Source organism: Chitinophaga dinghuensis (assembly GCF_003259435.1).
Lineage (GTDB): Bacteria > Bacteroidota > Bacteroidia > Chitinophagales > Chitinophagaceae > Chitinophaga > Chitinophaga dinghuensis.
The window spans coordinates 287568-305659 of record NZ_QLMA01000008.1 but is presented as its reverse complement, the minus strand read 5'-3'; the positions used below and the strand labels follow the sequence as shown (position 1 = coordinate 305659).

Annotated in this window: 14 protein-coding genes; 13 read left to right on the top strand and 1 reads right to left on the bottom strand. The window is 45.5% G+C overall.

What is annotated here, in order from left to right; all coding sequences use genetic code 11:
- Positions 1-9: 9 nt before the first annotated feature.
- On the bottom strand, positions 10-1326 hold the full coding sequence (locus CLV59_RS23020; RefSeq protein WP_245950935.1) for an SWIM zinc finger family protein: 1317 nt from the start codon (positions 1324-1326) through the stop codon (positions 10-12).
- An 881-nt stretch (positions 1327-2207) separates the two neighbouring features.
- Between CLV59_RS23020 and CLV59_RS29360 the strand changes: the two genes are divergently transcribed.
- The 13 genes from CLV59_RS29360 (at position 2208) to CLV59_RS22960 (ending at position 18076) form a co-directional block, all read left to right on the top strand.
- Complete coding sequence (locus CLV59_RS29360) at positions 2208-2342, top strand: hypothetical protein (RefSeq protein WP_262511912.1); 135 nt, start codon at positions 2208-2210, stop codon at positions 2340-2342.
- Positions 2343-2411: 69 nt separating this feature from the next.
- Positions 2412-3515 carry a slipin family protein gene (locus tag CLV59_RS23015; RefSeq protein ID WP_170137890.1) on the top strand — a complete coding sequence of 368 codons (1104 nt, stop codon included), beginning with the start codon at positions 2412-2414 and terminating at the stop codon, positions 3513-3515.
- Between the two features lie 302 nt (positions 3516-3817).
- A complete protein-coding gene (locus CLV59_RS23010; protein ID WP_211324018.1) occupies positions 3818-4570 on the top strand; it encodes a glucose 1-dehydrogenase in 753 nt (250 codons plus the stop codon).
- A 143-nt stretch (positions 4571-4713) separates the two neighbouring features.
- Positions 4714-5133, top strand: a complete 420-nt coding sequence (locus CLV59_RS23005) for a DUF1648 domain-containing protein (RefSeq protein WP_170137889.1) — start codon at positions 4714-4716, stop codon at positions 5131-5133.
- 609 nt (positions 5134-5742) lie between these two features.
- Positions 5743-8973, top strand: a complete 3231-nt coding sequence (locus CLV59_RS23000) for a SusC/RagA family TonB-linked outer membrane protein (protein WP_245950934.1) — start codon at positions 5743-5745, stop codon at positions 8971-8973.
- A gap of 15 nt (positions 8974-8988) precedes the next feature.
- Positions 8989-10914, top strand: coding sequence for a RagB/SusD family nutrient uptake outer membrane protein (locus CLV59_RS22995; RefSeq protein WP_111594422.1), 1926 nt, complete (start codon positions 8989-8991; stop codon positions 10912-10914).
- A gap of 23 nt (positions 10915-10937) precedes the next feature.
- Positions 10938-12140, top strand: coding sequence for a DUF5000 domain-containing lipoprotein (locus tag CLV59_RS22990; protein WP_170137888.1), 1203 nt, complete (start codon positions 10938-10940; stop codon positions 12138-12140).
- A 21-nt stretch (positions 12141-12161) separates the two neighbouring features.
- Positions 12162-12836, top strand: coding sequence for a DUF4998 domain-containing protein (locus tag CLV59_RS22985; RefSeq protein ID WP_111594420.1), 675 nt, complete (start codon positions 12162-12164; stop codon positions 12834-12836).
- A 251-nt stretch (positions 12837-13087) separates the two neighbouring features.
- Positions 13088-13918: a helix-turn-helix domain-containing protein gene (locus tag CLV59_RS22980; protein ID WP_111594419.1), complete on the top strand. Its 831-nt coding sequence runs from the start codon at positions 13088-13090 to the stop codon at positions 13916-13918.
- A gap of 243 nt (positions 13919-14161) precedes the next feature.
- Entirely contained in the window at positions 14162-14542 is a 381-nt protein-coding gene (locus tag CLV59_RS22975) for a DUF5655 domain-containing protein (protein WP_111594418.1), read from the top strand.
- Between the two features lie 130 nt (positions 14543-14672).
- Positions 14673-15920, top strand: a complete 1248-nt coding sequence (locus CLV59_RS22970; RefSeq protein ID WP_111594417.1) for an efflux RND transporter periplasmic adaptor subunit — start codon at positions 14673-14675, stop codon at positions 15918-15920.
- Positions 15921-15929: 9 nt separating this feature from the next.
- The gene (locus tag CLV59_RS22965) at positions 15930-17402 is read left to right on the top strand and encodes a TolC family protein (RefSeq protein WP_111594416.1); all 1473 of its coding nucleotides are present in this window, start codon (positions 15930-15932) and stop codon (positions 17400-17402) included.
- 8 nt (positions 17403-17410) lie between these two features.
- The gene (locus CLV59_RS22960; RefSeq protein WP_111594415.1) at positions 17411-18076 is read left to right on the top strand and encodes an ABC transporter ATP-binding protein; all 666 of its coding nucleotides are present in this window, start codon (positions 17411-17413) and stop codon (positions 18074-18076) included.
- Positions 18077-18092 lie beyond the last annotated feature (16 nt).

The window sequence follows — 18092 nt, the reverse complement described above, 5'->3', positions numbered from 1 at the left end:
GATTTATGATTAAAGCAATTGATAATGTGAATGATCCCAGACGCCTAATGGCTCGTACTGTTGCAAGCAACCTGTGACAGCCATTGTCATCGGCTGGCCGCCGGTTACGGCCAGTAGCTTCCATAGTTTGTTGAAAGAAGGTTTCAGCGGCATCAGTTGTTGTGCACTATCAGACAAATACCAACGGCCCTGGTACTGAACCGGCAATAGTTGCTCCACGATGTACAGCTGATCATGAAATACAGGTTGTACCTGGCTGATAGCGGTTTGTGCTTGCACGACTTCCATCCAGGAGTGCATGCCTTTGGCTTGCATGGGCGACCAGGAAGAACGATGCTCTTTTATCACTGCCCGGAGGGGATGTGCGGAGGGATACCATGCCAGTTCCGCTTTGATGGCGGTTCCTGGAGAAAGTGTGAGCGCTGGCGTAGTTACCTGTTTTGTATAGAACTGTAGTATTAGCGCAGTACGGTGTGAACTTTCTCCGTATAGCCAGTACCGTTCTGTAGTCAGTTTATCCTGCTCTGATACTTGTTTTCCAAGTATCAGCCAATTATCGTGTATGCCTGGCAGCGATTTCAGATAATCCTGGCTGATAGTGAATCCACAGAGCTGACGGATATCTTCCTGCAATGTTTCCGGTAAATCTTCCAGATGATTATATCCTTCAGATGTTACGTATAGGCGTAACAGTTGGTGCATAAAATCTTGCTGCCATCCTTCTGTGTAGAAGTTGGTTTCGGCGAGGTTGCGTACCATGGCGGCGAGGCCGGGAGCTTGCGCATCTATTAAACGGCGACTGGTAGTATCCCAGTAAGCGCTTTTCTTTTCGGGTAGTTGCAGTAAGCCATTGCGTATCATATCTTTCAGCCATTTGTGCAGATCTGCAATACCTTCGCTGACTTTGGATTCCCGGGCGGCAGTGTTTTTCCGGGCGGTCACATTGCCGGAAGCGACCGCCTCTTCCAGTTTCTCTGCTTTCTTTTCCGCAGTCACCTGGCGTTTGGAAAGCCATTCGTTTACCCATTCCGGTGAGGACTCCTCAGGAATAGTATTGGGTTGTCGGGAATAAATCAGTAACAACCCCAGCCCATGCTTGCAGGGGAATTTTCTACTCGGACAGCTGCATTTAAAAGCTAACTGCGATAAGTCCACCTGGGTTTGATATGGCTTGGAACCGCTGCCTTTACACGCTCCCCAAAGGGCTGTTTCACTGCGGCCTGTGCTCACCCATTTCTGTAAATTGGCCAGATCCCGGCCGGACTTCCGGGAGGCATCATCGGGCGCAGATGCCAGTACCTGTTCTTCCGTCATACTGATGGGCATAAGTGATAGAATACGATTTGTTATCAGGTTAATGTTCGACAAATGTCGGACTTCACTACGCATTGTATATGTTAAATGAAAAATAATTTTTGGACAGATGAGATATTTTTTATCTGTATGTAGTCGGCTGTAGCCGCTGGTTTGGAAGGATAGAGGAAAGAAAGAATGTTATCTAGCTACAAAATATATTTGCAAATATTGAAATCTGTTCTCATCTTTGCATCGTTAAAAAATAAATCAAATCATCATGTACCGCAATCAATACATATCAAAACCAGTGATGTTCCTTCTTGAAGGAAGTCGTTGTGGCGGGGCATGTTATACGCTGAATTAGATTAATATAAATCGTATTATAGCAAGGCCTTCGCAACATGAGCGAGGGCTTTTTTTATGCCATGATTCACTGCTTTTTTGATTTACATAGCTACCAGATGCTACTGCCTGTCGGCGGCAAACCTGCCGTGGGACATAGTTATATTGGTATATATAACGTTGACGGTTATACGGAGTGATAATATATTCAATAAGAGTATAACAGCGCCCTCCGTAGCTACGGGGGGCTTTTTTGTATAAGGAGACTGGCGTCTCCCTAAAATAAATGCAGGTTCGATTCCTGCCTTATACACGAAGAAATACGGAGATACAGTCTATTGGCCAGGGATTTTAATATCCCGGCAGTGCAGTGGCAGTAGCTGATTGTATACTGCTGTAGACTTGCAGTTGTCTTCACAGGTTCGATTCCTGAAGCAGATTTGACATCTGTTGCATGGTAGCTAAGGTGATCCTTGAAACATCACGCTTAATTTTCACAAGGCTTAAAATCTTGTCAAACGAAGAATACCCCTTCGTTAAAAAAGGTAGACACAGGCATACAGGCACACATGCTGGTTGTATTATCAAAAGGAGATACAATCGTCTGCGCCCTGCCAGCAGTTGTTGCCGCAACGGTAACTTATGGTCATATCATACAGATCTTCCGCCCTGTACTGGTATACGCAGTAAGCCGGCCGCTATAACTCCGCAATGTAAAGATGCATCGTCTGTTGCCTGTGATTTGTTGGACCCCATTAAACCCAATTATAAAAATGAAAAGGATTGTTGTAGCCAGACATCAGGTAGGTCTGGTTTGGAAGAAAGAAGCATACCTGAGGTCTATCGGGCCTGGTACCCACTGGTTCTTTGATGCAGAACAGGTTAGCCTGTACGATATTAACCAGGATTTTGTTCCCCCTGCAAACATTCAGTTGTCTACTTTACTGGCTGATGATGTTTTCCGCGCCAAAGTGCAGGTGGTGAGAGTAAAAGAACATGAAGTAGTGATCATGCTGGAAGATGAAATCATCCGAAAAGCATTGTCTGCCGGCGTATACGTATTCTGGAAAAGTGAACGTAACCTGCAGTTTATTCACCAGGACATCAGCTCTTGCGAGGTGATTCAGCACCTGGGACGGGATGTGCTGCACAACAAAGCGCTGGCGCACTTGTTTTGTACCTATGTTGTAGATCATCATGAGAAAGCGGTGCTATTAGTGGATGGCAAGTTCGAAGCCGTATTGAGTGGCGGCGTTTATACTTTCTGGAACAATACTTCCATTATTGAAATCCGGAAAGCGGATATGCGGATGAAGCATTTGGAAATCAGCGGACAGGAGATGCTGACCAGAGATAAAGCCACCTTGCGTATGAATGCGCAGGCATGGTATAAAATTACTGAAATTGATAAAGCCCTGCTACTCAACCGTGAAGCAGAGAAACAGTTGTATGTACAGGTACAAATGGGACTACGCGAATACGTAGGTACTTTGACGTTTGATGAATTGCTGGAGAAGAAAGGAGATATTGGCAGATTCGTCCTGGAACAGTCCGCTCCCAGCGCAGCCGCACTGGGCATTAAACTGGAAGGCTTTGGCGTAAAAGATATCATCCTTCCCGGTGATGTGAAAGAGATCATGAACCAGGTGCTGGTAGCAGAAAAGAAAGCACAGGCGCAGATTATCATGAGAAGAGAGGAGACCGCCAGTACGCGTAGCCTGCTGAATACGGCACGATTGATGGAAGAAAATCCGATGCTCTATAAATTAAAAGAAATGGAATATGTAGAACGTATTGCAGAAAAAGTAGGGCATATCTCTATTGGTAATGGAGCGGCATTTCCGGAACAAATGAAGCAGCTGTTTGCGGTGAAATAAACAAAATGCGAGTTGGAGTGTAATAGAAGACTGGTGGGGATTTTTTTTCACGCAAAGGCGCAATGCAGCAATGGATTATGTTTTGTTGTATGTTAAGCCCGCAAAGAAATTCCTGAGGCACTTGCCCTTGGATGGGGAAGTATCCGGAAAGGTAGAGCGATAGGTGTCCTATTATTTGCGCTAACAACAAAACATCATCCATGCAAAACATTATCAATGGTTAGTAATTAAAACCTTTGCGCCTTTGCCCCCTTTGCGAACTTTGCGAGAAAAAAACTTTTACACACTAAAAAGCATTTACAATGGAACAGTTGTTTAAAGGAAAAGTAGCACTTGTAACTGGCGCCGGATCTGGCATTGGAGAGAAAGTGGCATTATTGTACGCCGCGGGAGGAGCGAAGGTAATAGTGAGTGATGTGAACGACGAGCATGGCGAAAAAACCGTAACTGCTATCAAGCAAAAAGGAGGTGAGGCAGCCTATGTAAAATGTGATGTGGGGAACCCGGAAGATTGCCGCAAATTAGTGGACAAAACGATGGAGTTATACGGTCGGTTGGATATTGCCTGCAACAATGCCGGTATTGGAGGAGAGGCAAAATTCATGGCAGATTATTCCGTTGAAATCTATCAGAAAGTAATCGCTATTAATCTCAATGGCGTATTCTATTGTATGAAATACCAACTGCCTGCTATGTTGAAGAATGGCGGTGGCGCTATCGTTAATATGGCTTCTATACTGGGTGTGGTAGGTACGCCTACCGCTGCAGCCTATGTAGCAGCCAAACATGGTGTAGTTGGACTAACAGAAACCGCAGCGGCAGAATATTCCTCTCAGGGTATTCGGGTGAATGCCGTATGTCCGGGCTATATCAACACCCCATTGCTGGATGCGATGGATACGAAAATGAAAGCGGCATTGGTGGGAATGCATCCTATCGGAAGGTTAGGCACTCCGGAAGAAGTGGCGGAGCTGGTGATCTGGCTTAGCTCCGATAAGGCCTCTTTTGTTACTGGCAGCAAATATCTGGTGGATGGCGCCTATACCGCAGTCTGATCTCCCTCCTGGATAAATATCTCTGAAACGGTTCCCTGGAGAACCGTTTTTTTATGTCCCATATTCGGAAATTTTAGTATTTTGGCGGTAGATTTTTTCCTTAAAATATTACGAATCCAACCCGAATGCAAAATTTGTTTCCCATGGAGGTTAACCGCATAAAATCGTTTTTCTTCCCCGACCCCCAAAGTAAAAGGTATGTAACGCTTACCTATATCACTATTTATATGCTGGCATTACTAATCGCTGGCGTTATTTATGTCTGGTATCATGTACCTGATATCATACCTATTCATTTTTCACTGGGCGGCAAACCGGATATCTACGGTAGTAAAAAGCATATCTGGGAGCTGATATTCGTTCCCGTTGTGATTTTCCTGGTCATCTCCGCTATCCTGCAAAGCAACCTGATTAAAAAGACCTTTCGGAGTAACTATCCTGACAACAGCAAACATGAAAGGGTATACGCCGAAGAAAGTAAATGGATTCTTTATCTCCTGCGTGCCGGCGTAGTCCTGGTTTTCTGCGCTATTACTGCTACCGCTTATTTTCAAAGTATCTAAGACCGACCATCCCCATATTAATGCAAACGATTCCCCTGTAAGCGTTTTGGATCGCTAAAACGTGTTAGTATTCCTCTTTTTACGCAAAGTCAATGTGAATTTAGTATCTTAAATTATTAATATAGTATTACTTATTGTCTGGTATTTTCCCTTGTTTTGTGATATCACTGCAAACGATTGCAATAAAAGCAAAACGGCTGTAGTATTTGTAACAACCAAAATGAAGCACTATCCATTAACGCAAACCTATGTACGTTAATGGGACAGTAGTAGTTAGACGAACATTAGCACTAACGATCCCTAGTAGAAGAGAGGAACAATGAAATTGAATCTGAATTTTTTAACCACGTTTTGTACATCAGACCGAAAGCGACTGTAGAAAGATTAGCAGCCTTGTACCAAATGTATTACCACGTTTTTGAAATGGAATAACAAGTTCCGTTAATGACTCCTTATTGCATCTTAAGCACAGTATAACAGTCACGCATCAGCTGGCGTAACTGAATGGGCATGCTGTTGCCATCAACCAAATGAAAATTGATATACCAACGTATAAACGGATCGTCCTGCCGTAAACTTTTCGCAAACTAAACGCTAAATCAGCATTCCATGATTAAATCTCTATGCAAACATGCTTACGTGTTGCTACTGCTTGCGCCCATGCCGGCTTCCGCCGGGAATAAGGCCGTCAGGTATGGTAGCAGTCCTTCCAATCCGTCTCCGCATGTCAGTAATAATGTATTACGGGAACGGGTACACGAAGATTTTTCTGTACTCAATAAAGAAATAAAAGGTATCGTGACAGATTCTTCCGGGACCGCTATTCCCGGCGTAACCATCGTGGTGAAAAATAAAACCTCAACAGGTACTGTTACTGATATCAACGGCAGATATATCCTCGTAGTTCCCGACGATGCCACCATCGTCTTTTCCATGATGGGCTTCGAAGCGCGTGAAGTACGCGTGTCTTCCCAATCAACCATCAATATGGTGATGAAACCCTCTACCAACACCCTTGGAGAAACAGTAGTAGTGGCTTACGGTACACAAAAGAAAAGAGAAGTAGTAGGCTCCGTTACCTCTATTAACGTGGCCGATCTGAAAGTACCGTCCAGTAACCTCACCACCGCCCTCGCCGGTAGAGCGGCAGGACTCATCGCCTTCCAACGCAGCGGAGAACCAGGTGCCGATAATGCCGACTTCTTCGTGCGTGGCGTCACTACTTTCGGCTATAAAAAAGATCCGCTGATTTTAATTGATGGCGTGGAACTCTCTACTGAAGATCTGGCCCGGCTCCGCCCGGATGATATCGAGAGCTTCTCTATCATGAAAGATGCTACCTCTACTGCGTTATATGGCGCCCGCGGCGCAAACGGCGTAATCCTCGTGACCACCAGACATGGTAAAGAAGGTCCGGCGAAAGTCAATGTCCGCGTAGAAAACTCTTTCTCACAGGCTACCAAAAACTTGAAATTCGCTGATCCGGTGACCTATATGCAATTAGGAAACGAAGCGGTGAAAACCCGCAACCCCAAGCTCAACGAGCCTTACAGCGAAGATAAAATCCGCGGAACTATGGCCGGTGAAGATCCGCTGCTGTACCCGGCAAACGACTGGCAGAAAGAACTGATGAAAGACTGGGCCACCAACCAACGCGCCAATCTGAACGTAAGCGGCGGTGGAAATATCGCACGATATTTTGTATCCGGCTCTTATACCAATGATAATGGCGTTTTGAAAGTAGACCCGCAAAATAACTTCAACAGTAACGTAAAAATCAAACGCTATACCATCCGTGCCAATGTGGATGTGGATTTGACCAAATCTACCTTGCTGACAGTACGTACTTCAGGTAACTTCGACGACTATAAAGGCCCGATCGGTAGCGGCGCCACCACTGGCGGCGCCTGGATGTACCGCATGATCATGCATTCCAACCCGGTAAGATTCCCGGCTTATTATCCTAAAGATTCCGCTCACTCCTATGTAAATCATATTCTTTTTGGTAATAACAACCAGGACGGTTCTCTTTATATCAATCCTTACGCTTCCTTGATGATGGGTTATAAGGAAGAATCCAGGTCGTTCATGTCGGCCCAAATGGAGCTGAAACAGAAGCTGGACGGAATTATACCAGGACTCTCTTTCCGTACAATGGTGAACGTTAACCGTACTTCCAATTTCTACGTGTTGCGTTATTATAGCCCATTCTACTACATGGCTGCTGGTTATGATGTGAATAATAAATCATACCAACTGGTACCACTCAACGAAAATACTGGTACCGAGTACCTGAATTTTGTCAATAATGTTCCGGATATGAAGAAAGTGAACGCTGTATTCTATTGGGAATCTTCGCTTAGTTACGGCCACTCTTTCGGTAAACATAGCGTCAATGCCATGCTGATCAATATCATGCGTAGCACCGCAAATCCTTCCGGTGAAACGCTGATGGCTACACTACCGAGCAGAAACTCCGGCGTATCCGGTCGCGTTACCTATAACTACGACAGCCGCTATTTTGGTGAGTTTAACTTTGGATATAACGGTTCGGAAAGATTCTATAAAACGAACCGCTTTGGGTTCTTCCCTTCTGCGGGCGTGGCCTGGACCGTCTCCAATGAGAATTTCTTCAAATCCAGTAACATCGCCAATTTCATCACTAACCTGAAACTGAGATCTACGTACGGTCTGGTAGGTAATGATGCCATCGGTAAAGAAGATGAACGCTTTTTCTATCTCTCTACTACCAATCCCAACGATAACCTTAAAGGCGCGTATTTCGGAACCGACAGGATCTACTATCAGCCAGGTTATTCTGTGAGCCGCTACTCAAACCCTGATATCACCTGGGAAAAATCCTATCAGGCCAATGCCGCGATAGAACTGAGTATTAAAGATAAACTGAACTTCACGGGAGAGGTCTACAAATACCGTCGTACCAACATCCTCATGGGCAGAAGCTACGTGCCTTCTACTATGGGATTGACCAACACGCCAAAAGCCAATATCGGCGAGGCAGAAAGTAAAGGCGTGGATTTATCCCTGGATTACAATCAACATTACAAAAACAGCTGGTTCCAGGTGATGGCGAATTTCACCTATGCCCGCGGCATTTATACTAAGTTTGAAGAACCGGAATACCTGGGCAACGAATCTTATCGTTATCGCGTAGGAAAGCCTATCACAGCGCAATTCGGACTGCTCGCAGAACGACTGTTTGTAGATGATAAGGAAGCATTAAATGCGCCTAAACAAAACTTCGGTCCTTATGCCGGAGGCGATATCAAATACCTGGATGTAAATGGCGACGGTCAGATTACCGATGCTGATATGGTAAACATCGGTCATCCTACTACCCCTGAAATCGTTTATGGATTCGGGTTCTCTGCAGGGTATAAAAACTGGGATATTTCCGCTTTCTTCCAAGGGGTAGGCCGCGAATCTTTCTGGATTGATGCGGATTCTACTGCTCCATTTGTCAATGAAACACAATTGCTGAAAGCCTACGCAGATAATCACTGGTCTGAAGAAAACCAGAATGTATATGCACTGTGGCCACGACTCAGCAACACCATGATGCTGAACAATACCCAGCGTAGCACCTGGTGGATGAGAGACGGCGCATTCCTGCGACTCAAACAACTGGAAATCGGTTATACGCTGCCTAAATCCATTCAGAAGCGTATGCATACGTCTACCTTCAGAATCTATGCAAATGCGACCAACCTCTTTTGCTTATCGAAGTTCGATCTGTGGGATGTGGAGATGGGAGGAAATGGATTGAAATACCCCGTCCAGCGGGTGTTTAACGTAGGATTTAACCTCACTTTTAACTAGGCAAAACGACGACAGATGAAACTAAAGAAATCATTATTATATATTCTAATCGCAGGAATGGCGGGCTCGGGGATGAGTTCCTGTAAAAAATACCTGGATGTCATTCCAGACAATGTGGCAACCATTGAAAACGCATTTGCTATGCGTAAGGAAGCCGAGAAATACCTGTTTACCTGCTATAGTTACCTGCCTTCTCATGGTACCATCGGTGGGAATGTGGCGTTGGCTGCGGGAGACGAATGGTCCTTGATCTGGCCTTTTGTACCCAGCGCTGCGCAACCGGTAGCCTACAATATTGCTCAGGGATTACAAAATATCAATGAACCATATGTCAACTTCTGGGACGGCGCCAATGGCGCAAAAAGTATGTTTCAGGCACTGCGCGACTGTAACATCTTCCTGGAAAACATCAACCGGGTTCCGGATATGGACCCCAGCGAAAAAGCACGCTGGGCGGGAGAAGTAAAGTTCCTGAAAGCGTACTATCATTTCTATCTGTTACGCCTATACGGACCAATTCCACTGATTAAAACGAATCTCCCTATAGATGCTACTTCCGAACAAACGAAAGTATATCGTGAGCCGGTAGATTCCTGCTTTAAGTATATCGCACAGCTGCTGGATGAGGCCACGCCGGTATTGCCGGAAATGCTCGCCAACCTGGCCGCCGAACAAGGACGTATCACACAACCCATCGCCCTGGCCATGAAAGCGAAAGTGCTGGTATATGCAGCCTCTCCGCTCTTCAACGGAAATTCTGACTTCTCCGGATTTATGGACAACCGTAAAATACCGCTGTTCAATCCTCAGAAAGACGATACCAAATGGCAGAAAGCAGCAGATGCCTGCAAAGCAGCAATTGATATGTGTCATTCCCAGGGGATGAAACTCTACGTATATACGCAGAACGTAGCCTCCAATTTTTTGTCGCCGCAGCAATACACGGAAATGAGTATACGAAATTCGATGTGCGACAGATGGAATACCGAACAGATTTGGGCTAATCCAAACAGTATGGTGAATGATTTGCAGGTAAACAGTATTCCCCGCGGACTGGACCCTCAGTATAGCGATAATACCTCGCCTAAAGGACAATTAGCGCCGCCCATCCGTATTGTGGAAATGTTCTACACCAAAAATGGCGTGCCTATCAATGAGGATAAAACGTATCCATACAGCACCCGTTATAATCTGCGTACTGCCGTTACTGCGGAAAAAACAGATTTCGAAGATGGGTATGTTACTGCGGTACTGAACTTCGACAGAGAGCCACGCTTCTACGCCGACCTGGGTTTTGATGGCGGTAAATGGTATGGACAAGGGAAATATGATGAGAAAGGTACTATCCTGAGTATCAAAGCTAAGAAAGGACAACCTGCTTCTCAACAGGTGCAATTTGCCTACTCCACCACCGGCTACTGGATTAAAAAATATGTGCACTTCCAGGATGTAATTGGCGCCTCTTCCACACTGACCATTCAGCAATATCCATGGCCGGAATTCCGCCTGGCAGATCTCTACCTGCTGTATGCTGAAGCCCTGAATGAAGGTAACGGTCCTACCGGAGAAGCGCTGGATTATATCAACAGAGTGAGGTCCCGTGCAGGTCTGGCTACCGTAGAAAATGCATGGACCAACTTCTCTAACAATCCGGCTAAATTCCAGACCAAAGAAGGCTTAAGAGCTATTATTCATCAGGAACGCAACATTGAGATGGCGTTTGAAGGACAACGTTTCTATGATATCCGCCGCTGGAAAGAAGCGCCGCAAATCATCAACGGACCTATCTCCGGATGGGATATTCAGCAGTCGGCCAACGAATCCTATTACAAAGTGAAACCTATTTACTTCCAGACGTTCAGCCTGAAAGACTACTTCTGGCCAATCCGCGACAAGAACCTTACCATTAACCGTAATCTTGTTCAAAATCCAGGATGGTAACAGATCCTGTAAAATATCAGCATATGAAAAAATTGCAATTGCTCGCAGTTATCATCATCGGAGTACTGCTCTTCGCCTGTAAGAAAGAAGGCATCATTACTCATCTGGATGAAAATGCTCCTGCACCAGCGCCTATTACCAAATTTAATGTTGTCAATACGCCTGGTGGCGCTATTATCACCTATGCTATACCGAATGATCCGAACCTGCTGTACGTGAAAGCCGTATACCAGGCGAATAGCGAGGTAACCAGGGAAACGAAAGCCTCTTACTACGGCGATACGCTGTTGATTGGAGGTTTCGGCGATACCTTGACGCATATAGTGAAAGTATATACCGTTGGTAGAAATGAAAAAGCCTCCGCGCCAGTGGATGTAACAGTAAAACCTTTGCTGCCGCCAGTATTGGCTGCCAAAAATCTGCTGAAGTTCCAGGAAACTTTCGGTGGAGTAGTGGCTATTTATAACAATCAGTCACAAGCGCCACTGACTTACTACATCATGCTGGATACTACCGGCAAAGGCACCTGGAAGACTGTCAATGTTTACACCAGCGTAGCATTACAGGGAACGGTTACAGCCAGAGGTTTCGATACGATCCCGCAAAGGTTTGCAGTATATGTGAAAGATCGTTGGGGGAATAAATCAGATACCATCATTAAAACGCTGAAGCCTGTATTTGAGCTGCCGGTAGACAAAGCGCCATTTAAGGAAGTGGATCTGCCTACAGATAATTATCAGGGACATACCTGGTCAGGACTCTCTCTGCGCATCATGTCTTTTATGTGGAATAATATCTGGAATAATGATAACGATGTATTCCATACCAAAACGAGTATAGCGCTAATGCCGGCCTGGTTTACTTTCGATATGGGCTATCAGACTACGCTGAGTCGTTTTAAATTCTATCATCGTTCCGGTACAAGCGGCGCTTATGTGGGCGGAGATCCGAAAGTATTTGAAATCTATGGTAGCAATAATCCCAATCCTGATGGAAGCTGGGACGACAGCTGGCAGCTCCTCGGCAGCTTTAGCTCTATAAAGCCTACGCCTGGTACAACGGTTTCTGCGGAAGATAAAACGTTTGCATGCGTGAATGGAGAAGATTTCGATATGCCGCCAGGCATTCCTGCAGTGCGTTATCTGCGCGTAAAAATATTGCAGACATGGGGCGGATTTACCTACTTCTATATTTCAGAAATGTCCTTCTGGGGCGCCCGTAAGTAACCCGTTAAAATTGAAAAGCTGATGAAAAAGATATTATTGGGCGCTGCTGCTGTTATGCTGTTGTTTGCCTGTACAAAAATGGATGATAATTACAAAGGAATGTTGGCGCCTAACGGTATCACCTATACGGGAAAAGCAGATTCTCTGAAGGTATGGCCGGGAAGAGAGCGTATCCGGCTCTCCTGGCTGCGAGGTACGGACCCCAGTATCAAAGATGCGGTCATCTACTGGAATACCGGTAGGGATTCCCTGGTAGTAACGGTGCCGGCCGGCAGATCTACCGATTCTGTTTTTGCGATGCTGCCATCATTACCGGAAAACAGCTATTCCTTTTCTGTGTATACCCGGGATGGAAGTGGACACAGATCCATTAAATCAGATATCTTGGGTAGTTCCTACGGAGCAATATACGAATCCTCTTTACAGCCGCGGGTGATAAAGAGCAGTAAGATGATTGGAACAGATTTTTGTATCTATTGGTATCGTAGCAATGATGCGAATAATTTTAATACCCGGCTGCGCTACACAGATAACACCGGAACTGTCAGAAGTATAGATTCTCCGGGCGATCCGGATTCCGTACTGTTGCCTAATGCAACAAAAACGAGCTATGCGACTTTCAGAACCATGTACAGACCTGGCGCTTTTGCAATAGACACGTTCTATTCCCGTCGGGATTCTTTAAAAATTCAGTAGAAAATCCTGGTTTTATTCATTTTCATAGTCCCGGTCGCGCTTCCTGCGGCCGGGTTTCTTTTTTGCCGTTCATCCTAAAAGTGGGGAACTTATCATGTACGTTGCCGGAGATTTAGTCGGAAATCCTATATTTAGGACAGAAAACCAGCAAATTTGAATACCCTGCGCAAATCGTAGCAGCCATTTCAACTAAGCAGAGAAAGACAAGTTTAGAGAGACAGCCAGCCCTTTTGCCAAATTATTATCCACCCATGAAAGCTAAAGTTTACCAGCCGCATCCCGCTCTCCATGAGTTTGTGCACAATATCGGAGTGTATGGGACTGATTTCAGCGAGGAATCCGGATTATCCAATATGTATCGTTTTGTGCCCTCTTATCAGCGTTACATTATGTTCTATGTGGAAGATCCAGTGAAAGTGCAACGCGTTTATTCGAATGAGTTTGTGGAGAAATCGGTCAGTCTTACCGTAGGACCACTCGAAAAAGCCGTTTGGCTGGATATGGGACGCAAGCACCTGGCGCTGGGAGTAGCCTTTAAGCCCGGAGGACTCTTCCGCCTCCTGAATATTCACATGACAGAACTCCATGAACAGGACTTTGATACCCGTATGTTCCTGGGCAGCGAGATAGAAGATATCAACTGTCAACTCAAAGAAAATACCCAAAACTGGGATAAAATGGTGCAAATCGTCGAAAACTGGTTGCTGATGAAGCTGGCCCGGTTGAAACCATCCAATTCGGTCGACTTTGTAATCGAACATCTGATTAACCATTCCGGCAATATCTCCATTGAAAGAATGGCGTCTGATGCAAATATTAGCCTACGTCAGTTTGAAAGGAATGTAGTACAACGCACAGGGATGTCGCCCAAACGATATGCGCGACTGATCCGTTTCTGTAAGGCCTATCAGCTGAAAGAGAACTTCCCCGACACGACCTGGACAGACATTGCACATATGAGCGGTTATTATGATCAGATGCACTTTATACGCGACTTCAAAGAATTTGCAGGGATAACGCCTTCCATCATTTCCCAGGAGGAGTTAAAAAATACGGTGCGTTTACACTCAATTATGACCTGATCTTGAAAAAATGTCGGATTTGTACTATTCGTTAATGGGCCGACTTGATAACTTTGAACTCAACACAGACAACATCTTTCCTTTCGCCATTCGGAAAGCCCTCAGGAGAAAATACTCCAATCCGGTTGTTTGTTTTCCTCAAATGCTCGAAATTCAGTCCTTAATAGTAGTTTTAATGCTGGCAAATATCTGACCTCCGGGGCAGTGATTGCCGGTATTTTTACGTTTAATAGTATTACTGTCATGGACTATATCATTGAAAATCCCCAGATTGCTCACTTTTTTGCCGGAAAATCGGATATAACCAAAGGTTTGTTCAATCATTTCATGTCCCAGTTTGAAACCTGCGGGCCCATCAGTTTATTTCCTACCAAAACCATGATTGCCATTACCGCCGGAACTCCAGACAGCAGGCGCATTGCCTGGGTAAGCCAGTTCGGCAAAAACTTCATACACGTTGTCTTCCCTTTTAAACAGCTGTATCCGGATAATCTATGTTTTATAAAAATGGGGCAGATACCTGGAAGTCAGCAATTCAATCATCATTTCAGAATGTATAATAACGAGGATGTAAATGCGGAAGTGAAAAAATTCATGCGACTGGCCTATAATACGCTACAGTAATTCTTCCCAATTTCAAACCGTTTGTCCGGAATCGGACAACTTTTTCCCAGACCATTCCTGCCAAACCCTTGATTTTACTGGATTCCTTCATGGCATTCCAATTGGATAATCTATCTGCAAAACGAAGCAGATGGACAAGGCGATCAGCCCCCAGGAATTATCCCATAACAGGAAGAAACGATACCTTCTCATTTTATCGATACTGGTATTAACAGTAGTCGCGGCATTTTTTCTCCGGAAGGTATTCAAACCGAGTCTCAACAGACAAGCCTTCACCACGGCAGTGGTGGAAAAGGGCAATGTAGAAAATACCCTCACCGCCTCTGGTACAGTGGTGCCCGAATTTGAGGAACTGATTACCAGTTCTGTCCAGGCTTCTGTGCAGCAAGTGTTGCTGGATGCCGGAAGTGCCGTCGCCAAAGGACAATCCGTACTGTTACTGGATAAATCTGCCACCCAGCTCCAATACCAGAATCTGAAATTCCAGCTGGAGCTGAAAAAGAATAATATCCGGAAGATGAAACTCGATCTGGGTAGCAGCTTTTACGATCTGCAATCGGGTAACAAGGTTAAACAATTACAGATTAACAGTCTTGAGGCAGCTGTTGAAAATGCAAAGCGCCTGTACAAAGCAGGAGGAGGCACCCGCGAAGATATAGAACAGGCCACCATGAATTTGCAGGTCGCCAAAGAGGAAAAGGCGCGACTGGAAAATGAGATCAACAGCAAGCAACAAACCATGCAGTTGGATATTCATGAAACGGAAATCGCCGCTAAAATCCAGGAAAATGAGCTGAGAGAACTGGAGCGTAAACTGCAACAGGCCGATGTAGTGGCCAGCAGAGCAGGAGTAGTTACCTGGATCAATAAAAATATAGGCGCTGCCGTGAGAGAAGGAGATGCGCTGGCCCGCATTGCCGATCTGGGCAGCTTCAAAATAAATGGCAGTATCTCTGATTCCTATGCCGATCAGTTACATACCGGCTTGCCCGTTATTATCAATCTGAATGAAACTTATGTAAGAGGAACTATCTCCAATATCCATCCGGCAGTGGAAAATAACATCGTCTCTTTTGATGTGCAACTCAGCGACAGGAATAATAAACTCCTGCGTCCGAATATGAAACTGGATATCTACGTAGTCACCAATCAGCATAACGACGTGGTAAGGGTGGCTAATGGCGCGGCTTTCAGAGGCGCCAGCGTACAAGAACTCTTTGTAATAAAGGATAATAAAGCCATCAAAAGGAAAATCAATGTGGGCTTGTCCAACTTCGGATTTGTAGAGATCACTTCCGGCCTGCGGCCGGGTGAAGAAGTGATTGTTTCAGATATGAAAGACTACAACCATACCGAAGAAATCACTATCAACCATTAACAGCGCCGTATGTCATCTACCATAAAATATCAGATAACATTATTGGCGGCGCTACTGCTGTTGCCGATGCTGCTGGCAGCGCAAACTACGGATACGGTTACACTGACATTACCAGAAGTAATTGCACTGGCAAAGGAAAAATCCATTGCTTCCAAGCAGGCATCCACTGTAAAAGAAACAAAGTATTGGCAATACCGCAGTTTCCGTTCTAATTACCAACCGCAGCTCTCGCTGACAGGCATTCTCCCTGGTTATACAAAATCATTTAACCAGGTACAACAGCCAGATGGTACCATCTTGTTTCAGCCAGTTCATAATAATAATTCAACGTTAGATCTCTCCTTCACGCAAAGCATTGCCGCCACAGGGGGCACTATCTTCGGCAGCACTAATATGCAGCGCTTCGACGATTTTGACCGCAAAAATACCTTGTACAATGGCTCTCCTTATGGTATAGGTTATAGCCAACCCTTGTGGCAATTCAATGCTTTAAAATGGAATAAGAAAATTGAGCCGCTGAAATACTATGAAAGCAGACAGGCCTACATCGAAGCGATGGAACAAGTGGCCATTACCGCCACCGGTTATTTCTTTGATCTGCTGCTGGCGCAGGTGAATCTGCAAACAGCAACTACCAACCTTGCCAATACTATCCGTATCCAGGAAGTGGCAACTGTCAAACTGGAGCTGGGAAAGATTTCCCGCAATGAGATCCTGCAACTGAAACTGGAACAACTGAAATCCAGCAAAGCAGTAGGCATTGCTACCCGCGATCTTCAGATTGCCACGCTGAATCTACGCACCTTCACCGGATTGGACCAGGTGAGTTATATCCGCCTGGATTTGCCAGCATCGGTCATCAACGTAAAAGTGCCAACAGATAAGGTGCTGTCTGAAGCCTATGCGAACCGCTCTGACGCCATTGCCTTTTCCCGCAGACTGGCGGAAGCGAAGCGGGATGTTGCTAAAGCCAAAGGAGATAATGGCATCAATGCCATGCTCACGGCGCGACTCGGATATTCCAAGAGTGCTGCCACGTTTTCGAAAGTGTACCAAAATCCACAGGATCAGCAACTGGTACAACTGGAATTCACGGTGCCTATACTCGACTGGGGCCGTTCCAAATCCCGTACCCGCACCGCCCGGGCCAATATGCAGTTCACCGAATATGCAGTAGAACAGGATAAACAACTGTTTGTACAGCAAATTGTTACCCAGGTGACGCTCTTCGACCTGATGAAAGACCAGCTGCAACTGACGCTTAATGCAGACAGTATTGCCAGCGAAAAATCGGATATCTCCCGGGAAAGATATGTACTCGGGAACCTGAGTATTACCGACCTGAGCATCGCCTTCCAGGAAAAGGATCAGGCCCGCCGGGACTACATCGCTGCGTTGCGGGACTATTGGTCGGCCTGGTATGAACTCCGCTATTTGTCACTATATGATTTTCAACTGGATAAAAAAATAGATTATAAATAACTTACGTCATGATCAAGCTGCAAAACATCGAAAAGGTATATCGTACCGACACCATCGAAACGCTGGCCCTGAATGGCATCAACCTCCATGTGGCCAAAGGGGAATTCCTTTCCATCATGGGACCTTCCGGCTGTGGTAAAAGTACTTTACTGAATATTATGGGTCTCCTGGATGAACCCTCCAACGGGCAACTCCATATAGACGGACATACCGTTACGAAGTTGTCCGATAAGGAACTGGCAGGATTCCGTAATAAACGACTGGGTTTTATCTTCCAAAGCTACCATCTTATCAACGACCTGAATGTACTGGATAATGTAGAACTACCCCTGCTCTACAGAAAAGTGAATGCAAAAGAACGCCGCCGCCTGGCCACCGCCGCCCTGGAAAAAGTGGGACTCAGCAATCGTTTGCGCCATTTCCCTACCCAGTTATCCGGCGGACAAAAACAAAGAGTGGCCATTGCCCGCGCAATCGTAGGAGAACCGGAAATTATCCTGGCAGATGAGCCGACCGGTAACCTGGACAGCGCCATGGGTAATGAAGTCATGGATATCCTGATTCAATTGAATCAACAGGATAAAACCACTATCGTCATGGTAACGCATGATGAACAGATGGCAAGAAAAACGCATCGCCTGGTACGACTCTTCGATGGAGCACAGGTACAGTAATCACTTGATCATAATT